The sequence below is a fragment of the uncultured Pseudoteredinibacter sp. genome (genome assembly GCF_947500695.1).
Lineage (GTDB): Bacteria > Pseudomonadota > Gammaproteobacteria > Pseudomonadales > Cellvibrionaceae > Pseudoteredinibacter.
In genome coordinates this window covers 55,285-78,216 of the sequence record NZ_CANMSS010000009.1, presented here as the reverse complement: position 1 = coordinate 78,216, position 22,932 = coordinate 55,285, and the positions used below count along the sequence as shown (strand labels likewise).

Sequence of the window (22,932 nt, the reverse complement as noted above, 5' to 3'; positions counted from 1 at the left end):
CCCTCAATAAGCGTAAAAATCAATCCATATACTCTTCAATACTCGGACAAGAGCACACCAAGTTACGATCACCATACACATTATCAATACGGTTCACTGTTGGCCAAACCTTATGGTGCTTTAACCACTCGGCTGGGCGTGCGGCGATTTCACGGCTGTATGGGCGATCCCATTCGGCGGCCATAACATCATCTTGGGTGTGTGGGGCGTTATTTAGTGGGTTGTTATCCTTTGGATACTCGCCAGATTCTACCTGGGCGATCTCCTTGCGGATGGTGACCATGGCTTCGATAAAGCGATCCAATTCTTCTTTTGATTCAGACTCGGTCGGCTCGATCATAAGCGTGCCCGCTACTGGGAAGCTCATCGTTGGGGCGTGATAACCGAAGTCGTTTAAACGCTTAGCGATATCTTCTTCGGTAATACCGCTGGCCTCTTTTAATGGGCGCAGATCCAGCAAACATTCGTGGGCGACAAAACCGTTTTTGCCTTTAAACAAAATAGGGTAGTGCTCGCCTAACTTCTTAGCGATGTAGTTGGCGTTCAGCATGGCGTATTGACTAGCCATTTTCATGCCTTGACGACCCATCATCTTAATATACATATAAGAAATAGGCAGAATAGAGGCGCTGCCCCAAGGTGCGGCCGAAACCACACCATTGGCTACTTCTGTGCCTGGCACTGGTTGTACCGGGTGACCGGCAACAAACGGCGCTAAGTGTTCTTTCACGCCGATAGGGCCCATACCTGGGCCACCGCCGCCGTGTGGAATACAGAAGGTTTTGTGTAGGTTCAAGTGAGATACATCACCACCAAAGCTACCTGGGCCAGCAATACCTACTAGGGCATTCATATTGGCGCCATCAACATAAACCTGGCCGCCTACGGAGTGAATTAAATCGCATAGCTCTACGATTTCTTCTTCAAATACACCGTGGGTGGATGGGTAGGTCACCATAATGCAAGAGATACGCTGACCATATTCTTCTACCTTCGCGCGAATATCATCCATGCAGACGTTACCGTTGGCATCGCACTTGGTTACCACGACTTTCATGCCGGCCATTTGTGCAGAAGCTGGGTTAGTACCGTGAGCTGAAGAAGGAATCAAACAAATATCGCGATCGAATTCATCTTTGCTGTGGTGGTATTTTTTGATGGCGAGTAGACCGGCGTATTCGCCCTGAGCACCGGAGTTAGGCTGCAGGCTTACGGCATCGTAACCGGTACATTCTTGCAGCATTTTCTCCAGCTCTTCAAACATCTGCTGGTAGCCTTTGGCTTGATCGATCGGCGCGAATGGGTGGATGCGACCAAACTCTGGCCAGGTTACTGGAATCATTTCGGCGGTGGCGTTTAGCTTCATGGTGCAGCTGCCCAGTGGAATCATCGAGTGATTCAGAGCGATATCTTTACTTTCCAAACGCTTCAAGTAACGCAGCATTTCAGTTTCGCTGTGGTAGCGATTAAATACTGGGTGGCTCAGGATGGCATCGTCACGCACTAGCTCGGCTGGAATACCTTCGTTGGCTTCAAGCTCGGCTTCAATGGCAACAGCATCGATAGCCTGACCAGTGATGACTTCCAATAGCTCGCTTACATCGGCCAGCTTAGTGGTTTCGTTCAAGCTAAGGGTAATGTGCTCTTCGCCTAGCTGACGCAGGTTGATTTCTTTAGCTGCAGCGCGGGCTAGGATATCAGAACGGTTGTTGGAGGTGCTGTCCGCTTCGATGGCTAGAGTATCGAAATAAGTATCGTGTACCAGCTTAACACCCGCTTGTTCCAAGCCTTTGGCTAATACAGTCGTTAGGCGGTTGATACGATTGGCGATACGACGCAGGCCATCTGGGCCGTGGTATACCGCGTAGAAGCCGCTCATTAGGGCCAGTAAAACTTGCGAGGTACAAATATTGGAGTTGGCTTTTTCGCGGCGGATATGTTGCTCACGGGTTTGCATGGCCATGCGGTAAGCTTGTTTGCCGCGGGCATCGATAGAAACACCAATGATACGGCCAGGGGCGGAGCGCTTGTATTTTTCACGGAAGGCAAAGAAAGCAGCGTGTGGGCCACCAAAGCCCATCGGTACACCAAAACGTTGGTTGGTACCTACCACCACATCGGCGCCCATGCTGCCTGGTGATTTTAATAGCACCAAGCTCATGATATCGGCGGCTACAGTAACCAATGCATCGGCGGCGTGCGCCTGATCGATGATGGCTGTTAAATCTTTGATCTCACCGCTGGTGCCTGGGTATTGCAGCAATACACCAAAGTATTCCAAACCTTCTAGATCGGTTTCAGGATTACCCACTTTGATTTCAAAGCCGAAGTGCTCGGCACGGGTTTCAATCACCGCAATGGTCTGTGGGTGAGTCGCCGCATCAATAAAGAAGGTATTGGATTTGTTCTTCTTCATCTGGCGCTTACACATGGCCATGGCTTCGGCGGCTGCAGTGCCTTCATCCAACATAGAGGCGTTGGCGATTTCCATACCGGTTAGATCCATCGCCATTTGCTGGAAGTTAATTAAGCCTTCCAAACGACCTTGGGCAATTTCTGGCTGGTAAGGGGTGTAGGCGGTATACCAACCTGGGTTTTCCAATACATTGCGCAGGATAACATTAGGTACGTAGGTATCGTGGTAGCCCATGCCAATGTAGCTTTTGAATACCTGGTTTTTATCAGCAATCTCGCGAATTTCCGCTAATGCCTGTTGCTCGCTTACGGCATCAGCCAGATCCAGGGCATCTTTCTTCAAAATGCCATTGGGTACGGTTTTCTCGATGAGCTCTTCAACAGTGCTTACACCTAGCTCGGCCAGCATGGCCTCTACTTGGGCGGAATTGGGACCAATATGGCGGCTGATAAACTCATCGTGATGGGCCAGGGTCTGATACGGAGTAGCGGACATAGACATACCTTTGTGCGGCGCAATCGCTGCTTTAGCTTCATCTTAGAAGCTTTCAGCAAGGCGCAAATCTCGCCCAGGCCAGTAACGGCGGGCGTTTGGGTGCATGGGGCCAAAATGGCGATTAAAAAGTGGCGGCAATTTTAGCAAACGGGTTTCCTATAGGGCAATGGAAATTTCCTATAGGAAACAGCTTGTCCATAAATTGACCACACAATGCAGCTTTGCCCGATAATTGCACTAAATTGGTACTTTGGTATCAAAATAACTCATGGGAATTACAATTATTGCTTAAGCTATAGCCATATTGGGCGATAACCTTCAATGTCTTAATAAAAACAGGGTTTTTGATTGGAAAGCGCCGCACTTGCTGATTGGTAAGGAGCAGTAGCCGCACGATCATTTCCTGCGATGAGTGGCTAAAGCCTTGATAGCAATAATAACAACGACAGATAGATCTTTGCATAGCTGCATGCCGCTGCAGCTTCTGCTATTGCTATGTACTCTGTTTGTTTCTAGTCATTCCTACGCTGTTTCCCCGCAAAGCACGCCCTTATCCATTGTTGAGGAATCTTCTTCACCTTTAGATGCCATTAGCTTGCCTGCGACAGATATCACTCCGCCACATAATCTGCCGGATCTCGGCTTGCACGATATGCCATCCCTATTAATCGGTGCGGTTGCTGCGGCTGTTGCGCTTATTTTGCTGATTGTCGTGCTGGCCTTTATCAATTTGAAAACCAGCCGTCAGTGGGCCTTCTTAGCTGGAGTGCTAGTACTTCTTTTAGCTTTGGAAGCGTGGTTAGAGCACTATATTTCCTACCGCTATGAGCAGGATGAGCGTGCCAATGTTGCAAGACGCTTAGATATGGTGAGAGCCAATCTTGATAGCATCTTAAACAATAATCTATCGCTTATTAAAGGGATGGGTATCGCGATCGCGGCAAACCCAAAGCTCAGTAAGGATGATTTCAACTCCTATGCCAAAGAAATTTTAAGAACGGAGACCTTACTGCTCAATTTTGCCGCCGCCCCCAATTTTCAGATTCAATACGTTTATCCCTTAAAGGGTAATGAATCGGCTGTTGGTTTGGATTATATGCAGCAGGCAGAGCAAAGAGATGATGTGCTGAGAGTAGCACGCCAGCGACGCATGCTTGTTGCGGGCCCGATTGATCTCGTGCAGGGTGGGCAGGCCTTTATTGGTCGTGCGCCGGTATACTATGTCGATGTTCAATCTGGCCAAGAGTTGTTCTGGGGGATAATTTCATCGCCGATGTTGGTCGATGAGGTATATCAGGTTGCTGGCTTAACTGAGTTAGCAAAATCCGAAAAAATAGCTATTCGTAAAAAACGTTTTAGCGGTGGGCATAGTGCGGTGTTTTATGGTGATGCCGCTATCTTTGACAGTAGCCCCGTGGTTAGCGAAATGCTAATTGGTGCCGAAATTTGGCAGTTGGCTTCAATACCCAGTAACACCCCTGAAAATCTACCCCCGGCCCTAAATAGTTTACGTTTGGCATTTCTGTTCTTGGTGATGATGGGTGGGTTTTTATTGCAAGTGCGTATCCGTCAAAGTGATGAACGCAAAAAGCTGATTTCTGCTTTGCGTTACCGGGAGCGAATGTTAGCGCAGGTAGGGCGAATCGCCAGTGTAGGTGGCTTTGAGTACGAAAAGGGTAAGGGCTTTGTTTATTGGTCGCGAGAAGTGTTTAAAATTTTAGGAGTACCTTTTAATAAGGGGCCGCTTAGCGATACCGAGTTTTTGGATATTATCGAAGCCGAGTGCCAGGAAAAGGTTATTGAGTCTGTACGTCAGCTGAGTCGATCGGCTTGCGAGTCCTCCCTAGAATTACAGCTTAACTTAGAGGATGGCCGTAAAAAGTGGGTTGCTATACAAGCCTATTCCGAGATTCACTTAAACGGCCATGTGAAAATTAAAGGCGCCATTCAGAACATTACTGAACGTAAAAAATCTGAGCTGACCATCTTGCGTCAGGCCAACTACGATACTCTAACGCAACTGCCTAATCGGAGTTTGTTTGATAGTCGCTTGGTTGCTGCTGTGGCGAGTGCCAGTAGAAGCGGCGAAAAATTTGCCCTATTGTTTATTGATCTTGATCGTTTTAAAGCGGTAAACGATTCCTTAGGGCACGCAGTGGGTGATCAATTGCTGCAGATAGTGGCTGGCCGCCTAAGTGCTTGTACTCGTGAATCCGATACACTTTCGAGACGCAGTGGTGATGAATTCACCTTGATCGCCAGTCAAATCAAAGATGCGAAATGCGTAGATATTGTTGCACGAAAAATTATCGAAGAGCTTAAACAGCCAGTTTGCATTAGTGGAAACCAAATCTACGTTACCGCGAGTATAGGGATAACCATATTTCCAGATGATGCCGAGTCTGCCGATACTCTGCTAAAAAATGCAGATCAAGCTATGTATGCAGCCAAGGAGCTCGGGCGTAATCGCTTTCGTTACTATACCGCGCTGATGCAGGACGATGCTGATGAACGGCTGCGTTTACATATGGATTTGATTGATGCGATTGAAAACGATCAATTGAGAGTGTTTTATCAGCCTATTATTGATCTTCATAGCGGCGAGATATGTGAGGTTGAGGCACTACTTCGTTGGCAGCATCCTCAGCGGGGTTTTATTTCCCCAGAGAAATTTATTCCTTTGGCTGAAGATGTCGGCTTGATTACTCAGTTAGGGGATATTTCAATGCAAAGGGCGATATCAGATATATTGAGAATTAATAACGAGTTTGATTTGGACATAGGACTATCTCTCAATAAATCTTACCGCGAGTTTTTTGGCTCAGCAGGTTGTGAAGAAGCATGGTTGGAAAATCTATTGTCACCTGCGGAACGCCCGCCAATAACCATTGAAATTACCGAGTCTATTTTGATGGAGGATGATCGTGTCTATCAAATCTTGGACCAACTTCGTAAAGCGGGCATCAAGATAGCTATTGACGACTTTGGTACGGGGTACTCATCCTTGAGCTACTTACGCCGATTCCCGGTAGATTGGCTCAAGATTGATCGATCTTTTGTGCGTGATATCGTTGATGATAAAGAGGATCTGGCGCTGGTTGAGAGCGTGCTGGCCATGGCTCATAAGCTTGGTTTATCGGTAGTGGCCGAAGGTGTTGAAACCGATGAGCAACTCCAGCTGCTGCAGATGCACCAATGTAATATGGCCCAAGGCTTCTTCTTCGCTAAGCCTATGCCCTTGGCAGACCTTAAAATGTGGCTCAATGAACGCTACAGCCCTGTAAAGCTGGTTCCTCGCAAATCCAGTAGTCTTTAGCTAGGCGGCTCTTCAATCTAGGGAAGCTGTTTTCTTCCGTCCTGCTGCTGTCGCAGTTCCATTGTACACAAGCTATAATCGCCCACTTAATCTTCAACCATAGGTGATGCAGTGAGTGTAGAAAGCGGAGATGTATCCGTATTGGCGGTAGCCCGTAAGGACGACGATAGCTTTGTCGAACCTTTGCAATTGGGTAAACGACTCAAAGAAATCCGTCTAGCCAATAGCCTCACCTTAGAAGAAGCCAGTAATCTTACCGGCCTTGCCCGCTCGACCTTATCAAAAATAGAAAACGAGCAGATCTCGCCAACCTTTCAAGCTGTACAAAAGCTAACCAAAGGCTTGGGGATCGATATCCCCCAACTTTTTGTACCTCCTGCGGATGGCCCTGAAGCGAATGGTCGACGTGATGTGACTCGCGCCGGCGAAGGTAAAGCTCATCCAACCAGCACCTATGAGCACGAGCTACTAGCATCCGATATTCGCCACAAAAAGATGGTGCCTTTTAAATGTACGGTAAGAGCGCGCTCTTTTGATGATTTTGAAGATTGGGTTCGCCACGAAGGTGAGGAGTTTATGCTCGTTCTATCAGGGCGGGTGGCAGTGCATACCGAGTTCTATGAGCCAGTGGAGCTGGAAGAAGGCGATAGCATGTACTACGACGCCAAAATGGGACACTGCTTGCTGTCCTTGAGCGAAGAAGATGCACAGGTGCTTTGGGTAACCACTCGTTAAAAAATGGGCTAATCAAATTTAAGGCGAAACACCGGGGGATATGATGGGGCTGTTCAGTATAGTTTTCCTGATCTGTTTGTTGTTGGGGCTTTATATAGGCTGGCGCAATGGCTGGCTAAAAACGCTTATCCGCTTATTGTCCTTTCTTGGTGCTTATGCGCTTTTATATCTCTACCTAAAACCTTTTTCTGCTTATCTTAGTGAAGTTGCTGAGCTTGGTTTCCTATTCAGCAATTTGCTGGCTGGTGGTGCGTTGTTAGGGCTTGGTGGCTTCGCCATTTCTCTTTGTTTGCGCATTTTAGTGGCCCTAATCAAATTGTTATTACCTTGGAAAGCGCCGGCTGAAGAAAAACCGCCAAGCAGTGCAAAAGATCCTTTCGGTGCAATTGTTGGGGGTGGGCTTGGCTCTATCTTTGCGCTGTTTTTAATTTGGGCGATGAGTTTATTATCTTCAGAATTACCCCAGTTAACACCTAAACCTAACCATCAGTGGGATCTAAAATTATCGAGCTTGGCCAAGAGTATGGTAGGGGGCTTAAGCGGTCGAGCTCTTCAGTTAGCAGGCGCAGAGACTCAAGATCAAGCCCTGGTGCAAACTATAATGCGTGATCCGCTATCCAACGCTAAGCGTTTGCGAAGTATTGGTGAGAGTTCCGCTTTTAGGGAGCTGTTGCAGGATAAAGATAGTGTTCAACTAATGCGAAGCGGTAATAGTGAAGCGCTATTGAAAGACAAGAAATTTCAGGCTGTGATGCAGCAGCCTGCAATGCAGGATTTGGTGAAAGAATCTGGATTGGCGGATCAGACAGGTGGTGAACAAGCCCTTGCCAAGACCGTAGGTAGCGCTTTTAGTCGTATGGAGTCTTTGCGTAACAACCCAAAAATTATGCAAATCATGCAAGACCCTGAGTTGCAGAAGCAGATTAAGAATAAAGACTACTTCGCATTGTTTTCAAACCCAAAGTTTGAGCAAATACTGGAAGCTTTCCAAAATGCTCCAGCGCCGAAAAGTGAAGCATCGAATAATGAGACAGAAGAGAAAGCTTCATACCCCGAGCCTAGCGACAAGGTTTACCATTGGGTAGATGACGAAGGTAATCATCACTACTCTGATCAGAAACCAGATTAAAATGTATCGCTACTTGGGGGGGAGCGCGGCTCTGATTAAAGCGAGGCGATTGCGAGCTGGCTAAGCTGTATCCTAGTATTTACCCCAGTTTTCTTATAGATATTCTTGAGGTGGTTCTTAACACTCCAAGGGCTGATCGCGAGTTCTTTTCCCATTTCTTGGCTGCTTAAGCCGTTGATGGCCAGCTGGTAGATTTGATATTCACGCTGGCTCAAGTCGTAATCTTGTTGGATGTCGCTACCTTGGCCTATATCGCTGTTTCTTTCCATATACACTAATAAATAAGCTTTGTTATTCTGAATGGAAAACTCTAGCTGAATACTGATGCTGAGATTTTCATTGATATCAGCGACATCGTTTATTAGCTTGGGAAGCCTGCGCTGTTTGGCTTTATTGTGAGATTTAAACAGCTCAATATTGCGCTTGACTCTTGCGGAGCGCTCAAAAATATCACTGATACTATTTCCGTATTTGCTGAGCTGCTTACCCAGCCTCGTCATTTTTTCATTGCGATAAACGCTTTTGAAATCATCCGAGAAAATGATAATGGCTTTATCGTCTAATTTGTCATTAAGGATATTAAAGATATCTATTTGTTGCTCACTTTGAGTTTTTAATAAGATGTGACTTAGTGCGTTGGCCAAAATAGGTGTAATCAATTGTGCCAACAGTACATCGGATGTTGAAAAATCGTGTTCCTCTTTAGGGCGGGTTACGCTAATACTCGCCAAGATGTCGCCCTGATGATGCACGGCCATAGTAAGTACATAACGGCAATCCATGGCCTGTAAGAGCTCTGTATAAAAGCGTGTTTTTTTCAGTTGCCGAAAGCTGATTAAATCGCTAAGCCGAATAGCATTTAGATCGCCATGGCAGTGACCAGATTGAATCCATTCGTAAAGTGGGTCTTCATGGTGCAGGGCGGGGTAGTTCCATTCTTGATTGACATTGTCGTTATGAAAGAACATATCTTCTTTAGAGAGCGTCCGGCCACCCCATTTAAAGTCATTCCAGTTAAGCACAACGGAGCTGTTTGCCTTGAATATTTTTTCTAGGCGACTGAGTGTGGTTTCTACAAAATCGTCAAAAGATTCTTCATTTTGTATGGCTGCGGCTAATTCAACAACCTGATGTGTGGTGTCTTTATTAATCATGGTGCACGCATAAGTCTATGTAATTATTCTATTTTTAATCAGCCTTAGGGCCTTCTTATCGCTATTTTCGAGGGTTGAGCCGCATTTCTAAAATAGCTCGATCGAGCTATTTATCATGTTAGCCCCTAAACCTAGTATTTTGCAAACACATCAAAATGATAATGAATAAAGGGGATGTAGCCGATGAGTATGCCTAGTGCTTTCTCGAAAAAAAGTCTTTGCCTTTCTATTGCCGTAGCTTCAGTTTTCTCAGCTTCCTTAGGGGCTGCTCAATTGGAGGAGGTTGTTGTCACCGCTCAAAAACGCTCGCAATCGTTGCAGGATGTTGCCTTAAGTGTTTCAGCGGTGGAAGGCGAAAATATTGATCGCTTAGATCTTGATAATGTCACCAGCTTAGCCACCATGGTGCCAAATTTGAACGCTATGGATAATGCTGCGGGTAACCCATCTTTTCGAATAAGAGGCGTGGGCCTGAATGACTTCTCGGCCGCCTTTGATAGCCCGGTTGGTATCCACCTAGACGAGACCTTTTTGTTTAAGCCGGTACTGGCGTCCTTGGGTTTCTTTGATGTCGCCAGGGTAGAAGCCTTAAAGGGCCCTCAGGGTACGGTCTTTGGTCGTAACACAACTGGCGGCGCCGTAAACTTCTATAGCCATACGCCGAGTGACGAATTTGAAGCCGGCGTAAAACTCAGCTATGGACGCTACCAACGCTTTGAAGGTGAGGCCTTTGTTAGTGGTGCTCTCAGTGATCAGCTCAACGGTCGCCTGGCTGTTCAAATTAAAGATTACGCGGATGACGAAGGTCCCTGGCTAAACCTTTACGACAACAAGAGATTGGGCCAGTTGGAACAACAGCAGCTGCGTGGCATGCTGGAATGGAGTAACGAGCAAACTAAAGTTCTACTTACTGCTGAATATGGTAGCAAGGAAGGGGACTTAACTCCTTACGATAACCTCTTTCAATCACAACCTGGTGCCCACCCTTTTGCGGCCGGTGTTGAAGGTCAGCTTGACCCGACAAAGATTATTCGCGAACCAAAAAGTCGCAACGTGTTTAATGCGGATTATAGTCAAAGCACTGACAGCGAAATATGGGGTCTTAGACTGCGTGTTGATCATGAGCTAGAGATTGGCAGCTTAACCTCTTTAACAAGCTATAAAGATTTTGAAAGGGAAAACACAGAGGATAGCGACAACACACCTATTCGCAGCGTAAACATCGATTGGAACAGTAAACTCAGCAGCTTTAGCCAAGAGCTGCGCTTAGCAGGCGAGTCGGACAATCTCACCTATTTGATTGGCGCCTATTACGAAGACGATACTACAGAGATTGTTGAGCTGGTGGATTCTAGAGATTTTCTAGGTTCTTACTTCGGAGACGACTACCAGGTCGATACTCGTTCTTGGGCCATTTTTAGCAACAATGAATATGCCTTAAACGATCAGCTGAGCCTAGTTTTTGGCTTGCGTTATACCGAGGAAACTGTGGAAATAAATGGCGAAGGCTACCTAGCTGCCGCCGATACTTCGATACAATCCTTTTCGCGCGTGCTGTCAGCTGATCGCCAATTTATCGCTAGTGCCAATGGCAAGCGAAGCGATGAGGATTTAAATTGGAAGCTTGGTTTAAATTACTACCCTAGCGAAGGCGTTTTGCTGTATAGCTCGGTGTCGACCGGCTTTCGCAGTGGTGGTTTCGAGATGAGCTTCGGCGGGCTGGCATTGGGCAATACTTTACTGACTTTTGCGCCTGAAGATGTATTGGCCGGTGACTTAGGCATTAAGACCACATTGCTAGATGGCGCTATGAACTTAAACGCCGCTTTGTTTTACACCAAGGTGGATGATTACCAAGATAACATCAGCCAGGGCAGTGAAGTGGTACCACGTCGAAGAAACGTAGGTACCTTGGAAACACAGGGCCTAGAGGTCGATTTGCAATGGCAGCTGAGTGACTCACTTATGGTGCAGTGGGGATTAGGCTATACCGACGCTGAAGTGACTGAATCCGATGGCGTTGTGGATGGTGTTCCGCTGCAAGGCACAACTCCTGTAAATACCCCCGAGTGGTCGACCAGCCTACTGATTAATCATCAGCTATCTTTGGGTGATGACTTGTTGCTGGATTCATTGATCAGTGCACAGTGGCAAGACGAACGATATTTAGAGCCTGAAAACTCCGCAGACCACTTGGTCGAAGCTTATCACACCATCGATGCCAGCATCGCCATGATGCCAGGAGATGCTTCATGGTCGCTCAGCTTATGGGGCAAAAACCTCACTGACGAAGATTACCTCTTGTACATCAATGATGTGCCAGCGTTTCTATTGTTTTTGCCCATCAGAGCAGAGCCTCGCACCTTTGGGATAAGTGCGGAATACAACTTCTAGAGGTTGTGGGAATTTACAGCGTTTCTTAAAATTTTACTGAGGATTATTACATGTCTCGAGCAATGAGCAGCCTAAATTGGAATCAGGCGCCCCATAATCGTTACAGTTTTCAGCACGTACAATCATTTTTTCCAAGTGCACGCTTAGATCGCAAAAACGCTCAGCCTTTTGCATTTACCGAAAATCAGCAAGATCTATCTGCCATTACATTTCAAAACAGCAAGGGTGAAACGGCGACTGTCGCAGATATGTTGGAGAGCAGCTTTACCGACTCTTTTCTAGTGGTAAAAGCTGGATCTATCGTGTCAGAACTTTATTTGAATAATATGACTAGCACTAGCCATCATCTGGTTAATTCGGTCACTAAATCCTATGTCGGTATGTTGGCCGGAATCGCAATCGACAAAAGCTTGCTAGATCCACAGGCCTCGATTCAACAATATCTACCCGAGCTTAATAATGATGCCTGGGAAGGTGCGACTCTTCGCCATGTTCTGGATATGACCGCTGGTGCTTATTATCACGAAGATTATGAAGATCGTAATACCGACTTTTGGAAAGAAAGTGCCGTGGTAGGTTGGCGACCGGATCTAGTAAGTGATGTTAGCCCCAATAATCTATTGGATTATGCGGCCTCCCTTAAGGGCAAAGATCAGCAAAATGGTGAGAAATTTCACTATCGTACTGTGACTACCAATATATTGGGTTTGATTCTGGAAAGAGCTATGAATGCTCCTTTAGAAAATTTACTGAGCGAACATCTGTGGTCTAAATTGCAAACCCAATGCGATGCAAATGTTGTCTGTGATGCAGCGGGGCATTTATATGTTGGTGCCGGCTTAAGTGCGACAACTCGAGATCTCGCCTGTTTTGGAATGATGATGACAGGCAATGGCAAACTTGCAGGGGAGCAGATTGTTCCAGAAGCTTGGGTAAAAGATACCCTGGCCGGCGCGGAATGCTCAAGCCAATGCTACTTAGATAGCGAGTATTTCGTATTCGGCTTTAGCCACTACCGTAATCAGGTATGGGTTAAAGACAAAGACAAAGGTGCTATGTTGGCGCTAGGCATTCATGGGCAAATTATTTACATGGACCAAAGCAAAGACATTGTCATCGTAAAACTCTCCTCACAAGAAGAGCAGGTCAATATGGATATGTTTGTGGATGCCTTTAATGCCATGGACGCCATAGCGGGTGCACTATAGTCTGGTTTTTATCGCGGTAGTTGCTGATGTTTAACTTCAATGTAGTAACGATAATATGGTAACGAGAATATAGTGTCTTACTGACCTTTAGAGCCCAGTTTGTTGTCTGGGCTCATTTTTTATTTTTCTAGGTGTTTCTTCTAAGCTTGTTACCTTGATTGGTAACTTAGAATCTCACACACTAATTCGTGACGGTCAAAATAGACTTCATTGTGGTAGATTTTTCCATCACGCAGGTGCACAAGACATACTCCATCAATTTCCACGGTTTTATCGCCGACGGGTGCGCTGACATGCCAATGGTTCACAAATCCATCTTGCATGGGGACCGCATAGCGTTGCCGCCATACCCAGTTTGGGTTTTGGCTTAAGAGTTTTTCAAAGTGAGGCCTAATTTCTTCATGCCCCTTTAGAGACTTAGTTAGACCTCCATCCATATAAATAGCGTCTTCGCTGTAAAAGCTGAGAAGTAACTCAGGTTGGTTTCCTGTCCAGGCGGGGTGCCATTTCGCGGCGAAATCCCTGGCCTGTTTTTCGCTGAATCCTGAAAATTGCATGTTAATCACCTATTTAGTTTTTAATTTCTTCTCTGCCCTGTATACACATAAGTGTTGCACTCATTGTTGCAATACAGCTTTCTTTCCCCTCTTGAATAGCGAAGGCTTTGGCTTGGCTAAAGTACAGTTGGCGTCCGGCTCGGATTAATTCGCCTCGATAAATGAAATATTCCCCCTTAGCGGGAGCTAACAGTGTGGTTTTAAATTCCACGGTGAGAATGCCATTGCCCTCTGGCATTTGAGTAAAAGCCGCATAGCCGCAGGCGCTGTCTAGCGCCGCGGTCGTTATACCGGCGTGAATAAATCCGTGTTGCTGGCATAAGCTTGGCTGATATGGCATGTGTAGTTCTATGTGCCCGCTGCTAACGGATTCGATGCCGATCCCCAGTGTTTTCATCGCATTTTGCTGATTAAAGCTGGCTCGTAAACGCTCGAAGCTTGAACTTGTCGAGCTTATTTCTGTAGACATAATCGCTGCTCTCTAGTGGTGGAGCAGCAATCCTAAATCGGCAATGGGGTGAGGGGATTGAATAAATCGGACAGTTTTTTGCTTCCAGGTCTTGGCAAACTGCCCAGGAGTAAGGCTAGTAAAATGTTTGAATTCTCTAATCTGGTGGGCTTGATCGCTATAGTATCTACTTGATGAGTGACAGTCTATTAGACCGTTTTTTAGACTGTGTTCACGCCTAAGTTGCAATAACCACTGCTTAGGGCTAAAACCTAAGGTGCTTTTACAAAGGCGTTGTAAAGTGCGTGGGTGCATATGCATTTGTTCGGCAATAGACTCGACATTCAAATACTGCTCAAGGCTACTGCTGCAGTTGAGCAGCTGTTGCTGCCTTTCACTGTAATAGTCGTTTGCACGATTTTCGATGCGATCTAATAAGGGCGCAAAAGCAGCTATGTCTTTTGGGCAGTCCGGTTTTAGAGGGTGTCGTGCGGATATATAGTTTATCAGGCCCTGGGTTTCTTCCCAGTTTAGAACGTCGCGCAGGCTCAACCCCGGGTTGTAAAAGTGGATGCCGAATAGGCATAGAGGGGATATGGCCGCTCGTTTTTTACTGCAAAAATTCCCTGCCTTCAAATGTGGTCTAACCTTTACCTCATTTTCACAGGGTTCTATGAAAAAGAACAACTGAGACATATGATTGGAAAAGGCTTGCCCGCTAGTTTTTTGTAGCGAGCCGTTATCATTGAAAAATACTAGTCTCTGTACGTGCTTAAAGCGCGCTTTGCTAAGAGCGAACTCAATATAATAACTATTCTTTGGTCTCGCGGATAAAGTCTCCATCGGGTCCATTTGTTTTTTAAAGAGTCTTATTTTTGATAACGATAACAGCCATCTTCATCAAAATCGCGGTTAATTAATCCTTGCTTCCAAAGATGGTTAAGGTGGGCGAGAGCCTCTCCCATGGCAAGACGAAACTGAATGCCTTTTAATTCGCGCTTATAAATAATATCAATACTATCGACCGCTCGAATCGGATTTTCGCAAGCTTCTAGAAGCCCATCGAGATCTTTCTTGTGGCCAGCTTTTAGTTGATTAAGACGGTTATGCAAACCGTAAAACGGGTCGCCATGGGACGGCAGCACCAGGCAGTCTTTCGGTAGCTCGAAGAATTTTTCCATCGAGATTAAATACTCACTTAGCGGTGATTGGTTTGGCTCAAGGGATTGCACGCTAATATTGGGAGAGATTTTAGGTAATATCTGATCACCTGATAATAAGATATTGAGTTCAGGGCAATATAAGCAAGCATGCTCTGGAGAGTGGCCGTAACCAATAATAATTTGCCAGCGACGACCGGCAATATTAAGCTCTTGCCCTTCTTCTAAGCGTTCGTAGCAGATGGGTAGTGGAGCAGTGATCCTTGATAAACTGCCGGTATTTTTAATGAAGTCTTCCATCTGCTCGGTATTTAAACCGCAGCGATGATAAAACTGTGTGAGCTCCCAGTTGTCTTCTCGATTATTGCCCTTAAAAAGCGCACGAGCCGTTAGGTATTCACGCTGGGTGATATAAAAGCTCGCTCGGTATTTGTCGCACAACCAGCCCGCCAGACCGAGGTGGTCGGGGTGAAGGTGAGTTGCGATAACCCCAAGCAATGGTTTCTCGATCATCATGCGATCGCAAATTTTTTGCCACAATTGCTTGGTTTCTTCACTGCCGATGCCGGTATCGACGATATACCAACCTTTGGCATCTTGTAAGAGATAAACATTGATGTGTTTTGGGTGAAAGGGAACTGGCATTCTAATCCAGTACACCCCGGTTGCTACTTCCGTTAAATCACCGCCTTCCGGAACGGCAAGCTCACTGTAATCAATGCTAAATTCACTCATATCACTCTCTCAATCGGTGCCGCTTAATAAGAATATTGAATCATCGGGCTACCGTGTGGCTATCGGCTAACAGGCCTTTATTATAGGGTATGCTCTAAATTATGTCGTTTCGGCAGGATAGCGGTCGAGAATCGTTGTGAAATCGCTACTGGTATTCGGCTCGGCTAAGCGACATAATTTCTTTGTCTATCATACTAGGCCTTCCCGCTGAGCGAACAAAGGGTAAAAAAGATCAAGCAATCTGTCTAAAAAGGACATTTGGGGCTTTTTTAGACAGCCTGGCCTAATCTTGCAGCTCATCAGGCCTAGGGCATCTCTGAATAATGGCGTTGGTGCTCAGGCCTTCAGACATGTTCACAGTTTAGGCGCAGACTCGAAGGCATACTGGCCGTACGTCAAGAGGCTGTAACAACAACTGTGAGCTTGTCTGAAGGCCCCGCAGGGCGGAGCCTAAAGCACCCATCTACGTCGTAATGCTTTTTGCAAAGGGCAAGGCCATTAGCGGCAAAGCATGCTTAGTATCTGGGCGCTTTACGCGGTGCCCTTGGGGTAGACCTCCGCTGAGCACTAACGCATTTATTCAGAGGTGCCCTAGATGAAAATAAATCAATAAGGAATGTATCCGCATGAAAAAATCCTTTAAGCAGCTATCTATTGCCGCGTTGGGTGGCTTGGGTGCCATCGCACTATCGGCAGGCTTACAGGCTGGTGCTGCCAACACCATTGCCAAAGGTGAAAATGCCACCTTTGTAGAAGCTTCTGTGAGTAAGCAGGCTAAGCAGGCAACGGCTTTAGCCGATAAGTTGTGGTCCTTGGCTGAAATGGGTTATCAGGAACATAAAAGCTCGGCTGAGATGCAAGAGCTGCTTAAGCAGGCTGGTTTTAAGGTTAAAGCCGGGCTTGCGGGTACAGAAACCGCCTTTGTGGCCAGCTATGGTAAAGGCGGGCCGGTAATTGCCATATTGGCCGAAATGGATGCTCTGCCGGGTTTCAGCCAAGCGGCCAAGCCTGAAAAAATGGCCGAGCCAGGTATGAACTCTGGCCATGCTTGCGGGCATCACCTTTTTGGCGCTGGTTCGCTTACGGCCGCGATCGCGGTGAAAGAATGGCTGGCAAAAAACAAGGTGGCTGGCCAGATTCGTTTATACGGCACGCCAGCTGAAGAAGGCGGTTCGGGCAAGGTCTATATGGTTCGTGAAGGATTGTTCGACGATGTTGATATTATGTTGCACTGGCACCCCGCCAATAAAAACATCGCCCCGGTTGGTACTTCTTTAGCCAATAAATCCGCTAAGTTTCGCTTTCATGGTATCGCCTCTCATGCTTCCGCTGCTCCGCAGTATGGCCGCTCGGCTTTGGATGGAGTAGAGGCCATGAACATGATGGTGAATATGATGCGTGAGCATATTCCTAGCGATGCGCGTATTCATTATGTGATTACCAACGGTGGTGAAGCGCCGAATGTGGTGCCAGAGTTCTCGGAAGTTTTTTATTATGTACGCAGCCCCGCGGCCGAAACCTTAGTGCCTATTTGGGAGCGTGTAGAAGATATTGCCAAAGCTGCGGCGATGGGTACGGGTACCAAGGTGGAATGGGAAGTTATCCATGGCAACCACAGCGTGTTACCTAATGTGGCCTTGGCTGAGCTAATGCACAATAGCTTGGCACAGTTTGGTGGTTTTAGTTATAGCCCTGCAGAGCAAAAGTTTGCCGATAAAATACGTATTAGTTTGGGCGAGCGTGGTGAAAAGGCTAAGGGTGACGAAGCCAAAATCTACCCCTTCAGCAAAGCCATTAATTCTTCTGGCGGTTCAACCGATGTGGGTGATGTAAGTTGGGTAGTGCCAACTGTTGGTTTACGTACCGCGACTTGGGTGCCTGGCACTTCGGCTCATAGCTGGCAGGCGGTAGCTGCCGGAGGCACGACTATTGGTCATAAGGGCATGCTGCTGGCTGCCAAGACTATGGCGACGACTATGATTGATCTTTATCAGCAGCCTGAAGTTATTAAGGCGGCGAAAGCAGAATTTGAAGAGCGCCGAGGTAAAAACTTCGAATATAAAGCTTTGCTTGGTGATCGTAAGCCGCCACTAGAGTATCGCGTTAAAAAATAATCTTTTCTACCATGCCTAATAGCGTTTTCCAAAAACCACACAGTAAAGGGGAGCGCTATTATGCAGCCCAGGGCCTGTTAACACTAATTCGGCCATCACTGTTAGCGCTAAAATCGCCTTAATCACGGCGCGAGGCGCGTAGTTTGGTCGCTCCAAATAAGCAACGAGCAACACCGAGTAAGGCGATTTTAGCCTAACCCTTCGGGCCGACTTATTTCATCGCTCGGCTGTGTTAGTGCTCGCTATAGTGAAATGACCACAATACGCTCACCCTGCCTTGCCGAATCGATGAAATAAGTTCGGCAGTGATGGCCGAATTAGTGTTAACAGGCCCTAAGAACTCGCCCAGAAATACGATAAAATCGCCAGTTGGTGGCAGCAGCAACATCGTGATTCGCAATACGGTGTTCACCAGTTTGAGCAAGCACTAAAGTTTACCACGCAAGAGGGCCAGGCCTTAGATGTTGGCTGTGGCGCAGGCGGGCGATTTATCAGTCGCTTGTTGGCTTCGGGTTTTAGTGTGGATGGCGTGGATGTCTCTCCTAAAATGATCGACCTGGCTCGGCAAGCACACCCTGGTTGTAATTTTTACTGTGAAGATATTTGTCACTGGCAGACGAGTAAACAGTATGACTTTATACTGGCTTGGGATAGTTTGTTTCATTTACCTCTCGACCAACAGGCGTCGGTTTTGAAAAAGCTAACGAGCTTTCTCAAAAGCGGTGGCGTGTTGTTTTATACCTTTGGGGATGATGAAGGTGATCATTATGATCGTTGGCGTGATGATGATTTCTATTACAGCTCGGTAGGTATTAATAAAAATCTTGAAGTGCTTTTGGAAAATAATATGCTGCCTAAACACCTAGAGCTGGACCAGTTTCCAGAAAAACATGTCATGATGATTGCCATAAAAACAGGCGGTTGAACGTCTGGTACTCCGAGTGACATATCGCTAAAGCGTTAAGCGAACTTAAGAGCAGGGAAGGTGAGGTCTGAGCCAGACCTTTGAGTAAAAGCGATAGAAAATCAAAATGGCTTTTACAATATAATCCGCAATCAAAGCGCCAAATATCCATTCCACCGAGAGTCCTAGCATCTTAAATACTAGGGCCACGGCCATACGGGTCAGCAAAAATCCACAGAAGGTCGAAAGCAATGGAAAGCGGGTATCACCTGCGCCGCGCAAGGCGCCTCCCAGAGCAAAATCGACCGCCATCAAAGGCTGAGAGATACCTAGCATTAATAAAAATACAGCCGTTAAACGTATAACTTCAGGGTCATTCACCATAAAGCTGGCTAGCGGTGTGGCATAGTAGATGGTAAGTCCGCCCATTAGGGTCATGGTTAACACGGCCCAGAACAAAGTGCGGTAACCAATGCCAATGGCTTGCTCTGGGTTGCCTGCCCCTAATTCTTGCCCAACTAAGGCCGAGGCGGCGACACCAAAGCCGGCACCAATCACGATAGTGATGGACAAGATTCCTAGGCCAACGCCGTATGCCGCAAAGGCCTCGGTGCTATAAGTTGCTACCACCGTTAAAAATAAAAATAGGGCGATTTGAATCACTAATTGCTCGGCGATTGCCGGATAAGAGATGTGCCAAAGCTTCTTTACGGCTACCCAATCATTTTTAATGCTGCTTGATTGGTAGGGCAGTTGCAGGCAGTGTCGGCGCCACAGCAACCAGGTCAAAATACTGCCCAATACATAAGCAATGCCGCCACCCAGTGCCGTGCCACGAATGCCTAATTCCGGAATATTCAACAAAGGCCAACCAAAGGTAAGAGCTGCGCAAAGAGGCAGAAATAGTGCATTGCAAAATGCAGTGATATACAGCGGTACCCAGCCATCGCCGGTAGCACGCAGCGCCGAGGTAATTAATATAATAATCGCGAAGTTTGCATTAAATGCGCTAGAGAAGCGTACATAATCAATAGTGGCTTCTTTAGCCTCACCCTGCAGCTGAAACACATCCGCTAAATAAGGCACCAGCCACATAAACAGGGCGCTGGCTACAATACTTAGTGCAATACCTAGTTTAACGCTAAGACTGGCTTGCAATGCCGCTTCTTTAGGATCACCAGCGCCCCAAGCATGGGCGATTAATGCGGTCGCACCAGCGCTTAAGCCCATAATGCCGGCATAAACAATAAAGAAGATTCTCGAGCCTGTGGTAACCGCGGCCACTTCAGCCGTGCCTAAGGTGGCCACAATTTTTATTACGGCGAGGTTAACCAGATTAAATATCAGAAATAAAGAAATGCTCGGCAGGGCGAGGCCGAGAATAGAGGGGCGCTTAGAGTTGGCTGTCGCTTCCATGGTTGCAGGCTTTGGCCCTGTATCAATGCTCGAATTTATCGAAGGCATTTAATCTTAGAAATTATCCCTCCAGTTTAGCAGCTGGAGCTGATTTCTAAACAGAGCCAAAGTGCCACCTTCCGTGGTGCGAAATGGTCAAGGGGCGTCTAGCTGGCTTTACTTTGGGGTACAGCTTTTAAAAGCCCTAGTAGGCGTTGTCTTGGTGTCATTATTAAAACATTGCCAATCAACACCAATAACAATCCTAAAATACTTAACCAAGTCCACTGGAAGCTTTCAAACCAGGCCGATAATTGCAGCGCTATCACTGGGAACAGCAAGCTGGCATAAGAGGCCTTATCGGCACCTAAGCGGCCGACCAAAGTTAGATAGCAGCTAAAGGCAATAATTGAGCCGAATACAGAAAGATAGAGCAAGGAGGCTATATATTCCGGGCGGCTATCAAAATTGAATTCTAGGCCCATAACTGCAGCTATCACCATCATACTCAGCGCTCCGTAACTCATGCCAAAAGCATTGGCTTGCAGCACGGGTATTTTTCGCTCCTGATTGTGTGAAGACAAAATATTACCTAGCGAGGCACAGTAGGTGGCGGCAAAGCCTAATCCCAGCGCCAGCCATATATCGCCACCTGCACTTTCAACAGCAGCAAGCTCAGGCCAGAACACCATGGAAATACCAACAATACCAATCATGGCGGCCAGCAAAACATGGCTTTGTATTGGGCGGCCTAAAATGATTCGCCCATTGAGAATATTCAAAAATACAATGCCGGCGAAAATCACAGCCACTAGACCTGAGCTGATTCTTTCGGTGGTCAAATACATAAGCCAGTAATTTAGGCCAAATAAAAAATTGCCCTGCAAAAACATCAGCAAATGTTCACGCCATGCAAAGCGCAAGCGTTTGCCGAATAGGGCACAGAAGAGCATTAATAGAACACCTGCGAGGGCAAAGCGATAGGCGACAGAAACCAGCGATGCAACTTCACCAAGCTGAAAGGTGATTGCAAACCAGGTGGAGCCCCAAATCAGGACGGTGGTGAGGTAAAGACTCAAATTATTCACGGTAACTCTCGGTTTAGGGGCTCTTGGTTCTCGCTATATATTGCCGTTTTAAATGGCGCCTAAGCAGCAAATTCGAGCCCATTGCTATGACATAAGCTTTATGGAAAGATAAGCCATTACTAGCTGACAATACATGTACAGTTGGGTAAACGGTACATGCCACTGTCATGGTGCTTTTACCAATACACTTTTCTATATTGAATTCTACGCTGCCGTATAGCATTGGCGAGGAGAGCAGTTTGGCATTACTAGCGATTAACCGCCACGACGAACAACCTCTGGTTGAGCAAATTGTGCAAGGCTTTAGCCAAAGAATCGAGCAACGCTCTATGCGATCAGGCAGCAAAGTCCCTTCAATTCGTCGTTTTGCTGAGGAACATGGGGTAAGCCGTTTTACTGTGGTGCAGGCTTATGACCGTTTAGTTGCCTCCGGGCATTTGCAGTCTCGTAAAGGCTCTGGCTTTTATGTTGGCAAGCTGGCGGCAACAGACAATGTACAGACGGCTTGTAGGCTAGATAGAGCGGGCGATATCTTATGGTCACTGCGCCAAGCCTTAAAAGATGGTCAGCATCGCCTCCAGCCAGGCTGTGGTTGGCTGCCTGCTACATGGATGGAAAGCACCAATGTGCAACGCAGTTTACGCCAGCTTTCTCGCCAAAACGGCGGGCACTTAGTTGAGTACAGTCAAGCGGGTGGCTATGTACCATTGCGTCAGCAACTTTCAAGACGCATGGAAGAAGCTGGGATTCGCGCTGAAGTGCCACAAATTATTACTTGTCATGGTGCATCTCATGGGGTGGATTTGGTTTGTCGATTAATGCTTCGCCCTGGAGACAAAGTACTCATTGATGACCCAGCTTATTTTAATCTTTTCGGCATGCTTAAACTTTTTGGTGCCGAAGCATTACCGGTGCCGCGAAATGAAGACGGGCCCGATATTGCTGCCTTAAAAGCCCTGTTGAAAGAGCATAAACCTAAATTAATGATGACTACGGCTATTCTTCATAATCCTACCAGTAGTTGCATTAGCCCAGGCGTAGCCTTTGAGTTATTAAAGCTCGCTGAGCAGCATGATTTTTATCTGCTAGAAGATGATATCTATGGTGATTTACACCCCAACCCTGGGCCGCGCCTAGCATCTTTGGATCAATTAAATCGGGTAATCTATGTCAGTAGTTTTTCCAAAACCATATCGGCCGCTCTACGAGTAGGTTATATAACTTGCAGGCAAGACTTGGCCAATGAGCTGATGGATTTAAAGCTGCTAACGCAGTTAACTTGCAGCGAAATAACTGAACGTACCGTGTACGCCACCTTAGTAGATGGTTTTTATCGTAAGCATTTAAGTCGATTGCATAACCGCTTAGAAGAAGCTCGCGAGCAAGCCAGTAATGGCTTGGAACAGCTTGGTTTTAAAATTTTCGGGCAAGCAGAACACGGCGTCTTTTTATGGACCCAAGTGCCGAACGGCTCATTGAATTCTATCGAGCTGGCTCAAAAGGCAATGGAAAATGACATGGTTCTCGCTCCCGGTTACGTATTTAGGGCCGAGGGGCAGGGCGCCAACACCATGCGTTTTAATGTGGCGAATACTGGGCAGGAAGCATTGAGTTTATTAGCTAAAATACTTGATGCAAATTAGCCCCGCTTTCGCCAGGTGATGGTGTATAGGGTTGGCTTATA

At 46.7% G+C, this 22,932-nt stretch carries 16 protein-coding genes; 8 read left to right on the top strand and 8 right to left on the bottom strand.

Annotated features, from left to right (window positions below; genetic code table 11):
• Window positions 1-19: 19 nt before the first annotated feature.
• Window positions 20-2,911 (bottom strand): aminomethyl-transferring glycine dehydrogenase, encoded by a 2,892-nt coding sequence (gene gcvP, locus Q1A08_RS15860; RefSeq protein ID WP_299774669.1) that lies wholly within the window; start codon window positions 2,909-2,911, stop codon window positions 20-22.
• 469 nt (window positions 2,912-3,380) lie between these two features.
• On the opposite strand from gcvP, the gene Q1A08_RS15855 reads away from it, so the two are divergent.
• The 3 genes from Q1A08_RS15855 to Q1A08_RS15845 all read left to right on the top strand — a co-directional run bounded on the left by Q1A08_RS15855 (window position 3,381) and on the right by Q1A08_RS15845 (window position 8,091).
• Window positions 3,381-6,227, top strand: a complete 2,847-nt coding sequence (locus Q1A08_RS15855; RefSeq protein ID WP_299774667.1) for an EAL domain-containing protein — start codon at window positions 3,381-3,383, stop codon at window positions 6,225-6,227.
• Window positions 6,228-6,338: 111 nt separating this feature from the next.
• Entirely contained in the window at window positions 6,339-6,962 is a 624-nt protein-coding gene (locus tag Q1A08_RS15850) for an XRE family transcriptional regulator (RefSeq protein ID WP_299774665.1), read from the top strand.
• A 40-nt stretch (window positions 6,963-7,002) separates the two neighbouring features.
• The gene (locus Q1A08_RS15845; RefSeq protein ID WP_299774664.1) at window positions 7,003-8,091 is read left to right on the top strand and encodes a CvpA family protein; all 1,089 of its coding nucleotides are present in this window, start codon (window positions 7,003-7,005) and stop codon (window positions 8,089-8,091) included.
• A gap of 35 nt (window positions 8,092-8,126) precedes the next feature.
• Here Q1A08_RS15845 and Q1A08_RS15840 read toward each other — a convergent pair whose 3' ends face one another.
• The gene (locus Q1A08_RS15840) at window positions 8,127-9,245 is read right to left on the bottom strand and encodes a helix-turn-helix transcriptional regulator (protein WP_299774661.1); all 1,119 of its coding nucleotides are present in this window, start codon (window positions 9,243-9,245) and stop codon (window positions 8,127-8,129) included.
• A 183-nt stretch (window positions 9,246-9,428) separates the two neighbouring features.
• Between Q1A08_RS15840 and Q1A08_RS15835 the strand changes: the two genes are divergently transcribed.
• The gene (locus tag Q1A08_RS15835; RefSeq protein WP_299774659.1) at window positions 9,429-11,639 is read left to right on the top strand and encodes a TonB-dependent receptor; all 2,211 of its coding nucleotides are present in this window, start codon (window positions 9,429-9,431) and stop codon (window positions 11,637-11,639) included.
• A 50-nt stretch (window positions 11,640-11,689) separates the two neighbouring features.
• The gene (locus tag Q1A08_RS15830) at window positions 11,690-12,847 is read left to right on the top strand and encodes a serine hydrolase (RefSeq protein WP_299774657.1); all 1,158 of its coding nucleotides are present in this window, start codon (window positions 11,690-11,692) and stop codon (window positions 12,845-12,847) included.
• A gap of 149 nt (window positions 12,848-12,996) precedes the next feature.
• On the opposite strand, the gene Q1A08_RS15825 is transcribed toward Q1A08_RS15830, so the two are convergent.
• From Q1A08_RS15825 to Q1A08_RS15810, 4 genes are all read right to left on the bottom strand, one after another.
• Window positions 12,997-13,404 carry a nuclear transport factor 2 family protein gene (locus tag Q1A08_RS15825; protein WP_299774655.1) on the bottom strand — a complete coding sequence of 136 codons (408 nt, stop codon included), beginning with the start codon at window positions 13,402-13,404 and terminating at the stop codon, window positions 12,997-12,999.
• A gap of 13 nt (window positions 13,405-13,417) precedes the next feature.
• Complete coding sequence (locus Q1A08_RS15820) at window positions 13,418-13,873, bottom strand: PaaI family thioesterase (RefSeq protein ID WP_299774654.1); 456 nt, start codon at window positions 13,871-13,873, stop codon at window positions 13,418-13,420.
• Window positions 13,874-13,885: 12 nt separating this feature from the next.
• Window positions 13,886-14,488, bottom strand: coding sequence for a helix-turn-helix transcriptional regulator (locus Q1A08_RS15815; RefSeq protein WP_299774652.1), 603 nt, complete (start codon window positions 14,486-14,488; stop codon window positions 13,886-13,888).
• Window positions 14,489-14,721: 233 nt separating this feature from the next.
• Entirely contained in the window at window positions 14,722-15,747 is a 1,026-nt protein-coding gene (locus Q1A08_RS15810) for an MBL fold metallo-hydrolase (protein ID WP_299774650.1), read from the bottom strand.
• A 626-nt stretch (window positions 15,748-16,373) separates the two neighbouring features.
• On the opposite strand from Q1A08_RS15810, the gene Q1A08_RS15805 reads away from it, so the two are divergent.
• Both Q1A08_RS15805 and Q1A08_RS15800 read left to right on the top strand, forming a co-directional pair.
• The gene (locus Q1A08_RS15805; protein ID WP_299774648.1) at window positions 16,374-17,861 is read left to right on the top strand and encodes an amidohydrolase; all 1,488 of its coding nucleotides are present in this window, start codon (window positions 16,374-16,376) and stop codon (window positions 17,859-17,861) included.
• Between the two features lie 361 nt (window positions 17,862-18,222).
• Window positions 18,223-18,786 (top strand): class I SAM-dependent methyltransferase, encoded by a 564-nt coding sequence (locus Q1A08_RS15800; protein WP_299774920.1) that lies wholly within the window; start codon window positions 18,223-18,225, stop codon window positions 18,784-18,786.
• Between the two features lie 45 nt (window positions 18,787-18,831).
• On the opposite strand, the gene Q1A08_RS15795 is transcribed toward Q1A08_RS15800, so the two are convergent.
• Window positions 18,832-20,181, bottom strand: coding sequence for an MATE family efflux transporter (locus Q1A08_RS15795; RefSeq protein ID WP_299774646.1), 1,350 nt, complete (start codon window positions 20,179-20,181; stop codon window positions 18,832-18,834).
• Window positions 20,182-20,327: 146 nt separating this feature from the next.
• Window positions 20,328-21,248: an EamA family transporter gene (locus Q1A08_RS15790; protein WP_299774644.1), complete on the bottom strand. Its 921-nt coding sequence runs from the start codon at window positions 21,246-21,248 to the stop codon at window positions 20,328-20,330.
• Window positions 21,249-21,487: 239 nt separating this feature from the next.
• Here Q1A08_RS15790 and Q1A08_RS15785 point away from each other — a divergent pair, with 239 nt between their 5' ends.
• Window positions 21,488-22,891 carry a PLP-dependent aminotransferase family protein gene (locus tag Q1A08_RS15785; protein WP_299774642.1) on the top strand — a complete coding sequence of 468 codons (1,404 nt, stop codon included), beginning with the start codon at window positions 21,488-21,490 and terminating at the stop codon, window positions 22,889-22,891.
• The last annotated feature ends 41 nt before the right edge of the window (window positions 22,892-22,932 follow it).

Coding starts and splice junctions, on each gene's coding strand:
- gcvP (WP_299774669.1), bottom strand. CDS start 2,911: ATGTCCGCTACTCCGTATCAGACCCTGGCCCATCACGATGAGTTTATC.
- Q1A08_RS15855 (WP_299774667.1), top strand. CDS start 3,381: ATGCCGCTGCAGCTTCTGCTATTGCTATGTACTCTGTTTGTTTCTAGT.
- Q1A08_RS15845 (WP_299774664.1), top strand. CDS start 7,003: ATGATGGGGCTGTTCAGTATAGTTTTCCTGATCTGTTTGTTGTTGGGG.
- Q1A08_RS15840 (WP_299774661.1), bottom strand. CDS start 9,245: ATGATTAATAAAGACACCACACATCAGGTTGTTGAATTAGCCGCAGCC.
- Q1A08_RS15835 (WP_299774659.1), top strand. CDS start 9,429: ATGAGTATGCCTAGTGCTTTCTCGAAAAAAAGTCTTTGCCTTTCTATT.
- Q1A08_RS15830 (WP_299774657.1), top strand. CDS start 11,690: ATGTCTCGAGCAATGAGCAGCCTAAATTGGAATCAGGCGCCCCATAAT.
- Q1A08_RS15825 (WP_299774655.1), bottom strand. CDS start 13,404: ATGCAATTTTCAGGATTCAGCGAAAAACAGGCCAGGGATTTCGCCGCG.
- Q1A08_RS15820 (WP_299774654.1), bottom strand. CDS start 13,873: ATGTCTACAGAAATAAGCTCGACAAGTTCAAGCTTCGAGCGTTTACGA.
- Q1A08_RS15810 (WP_299774650.1), bottom strand. CDS start 15,747: ATGAGTGAATTTAGCATTGATTACAGTGAGCTTGCCGTTCCGGAAGGC.
- Q1A08_RS15805 (WP_299774648.1), top strand. CDS start 16,374: ATGAAAAAATCCTTTAAGCAGCTATCTATTGCCGCGTTGGGTGGCTTG.
- Q1A08_RS15795 (WP_299774646.1), bottom strand. CDS start 20,181: ATGGAAGCGACAGCCAACTCTAAGCGCCCCTCTATTCTCGGCCTCGCC.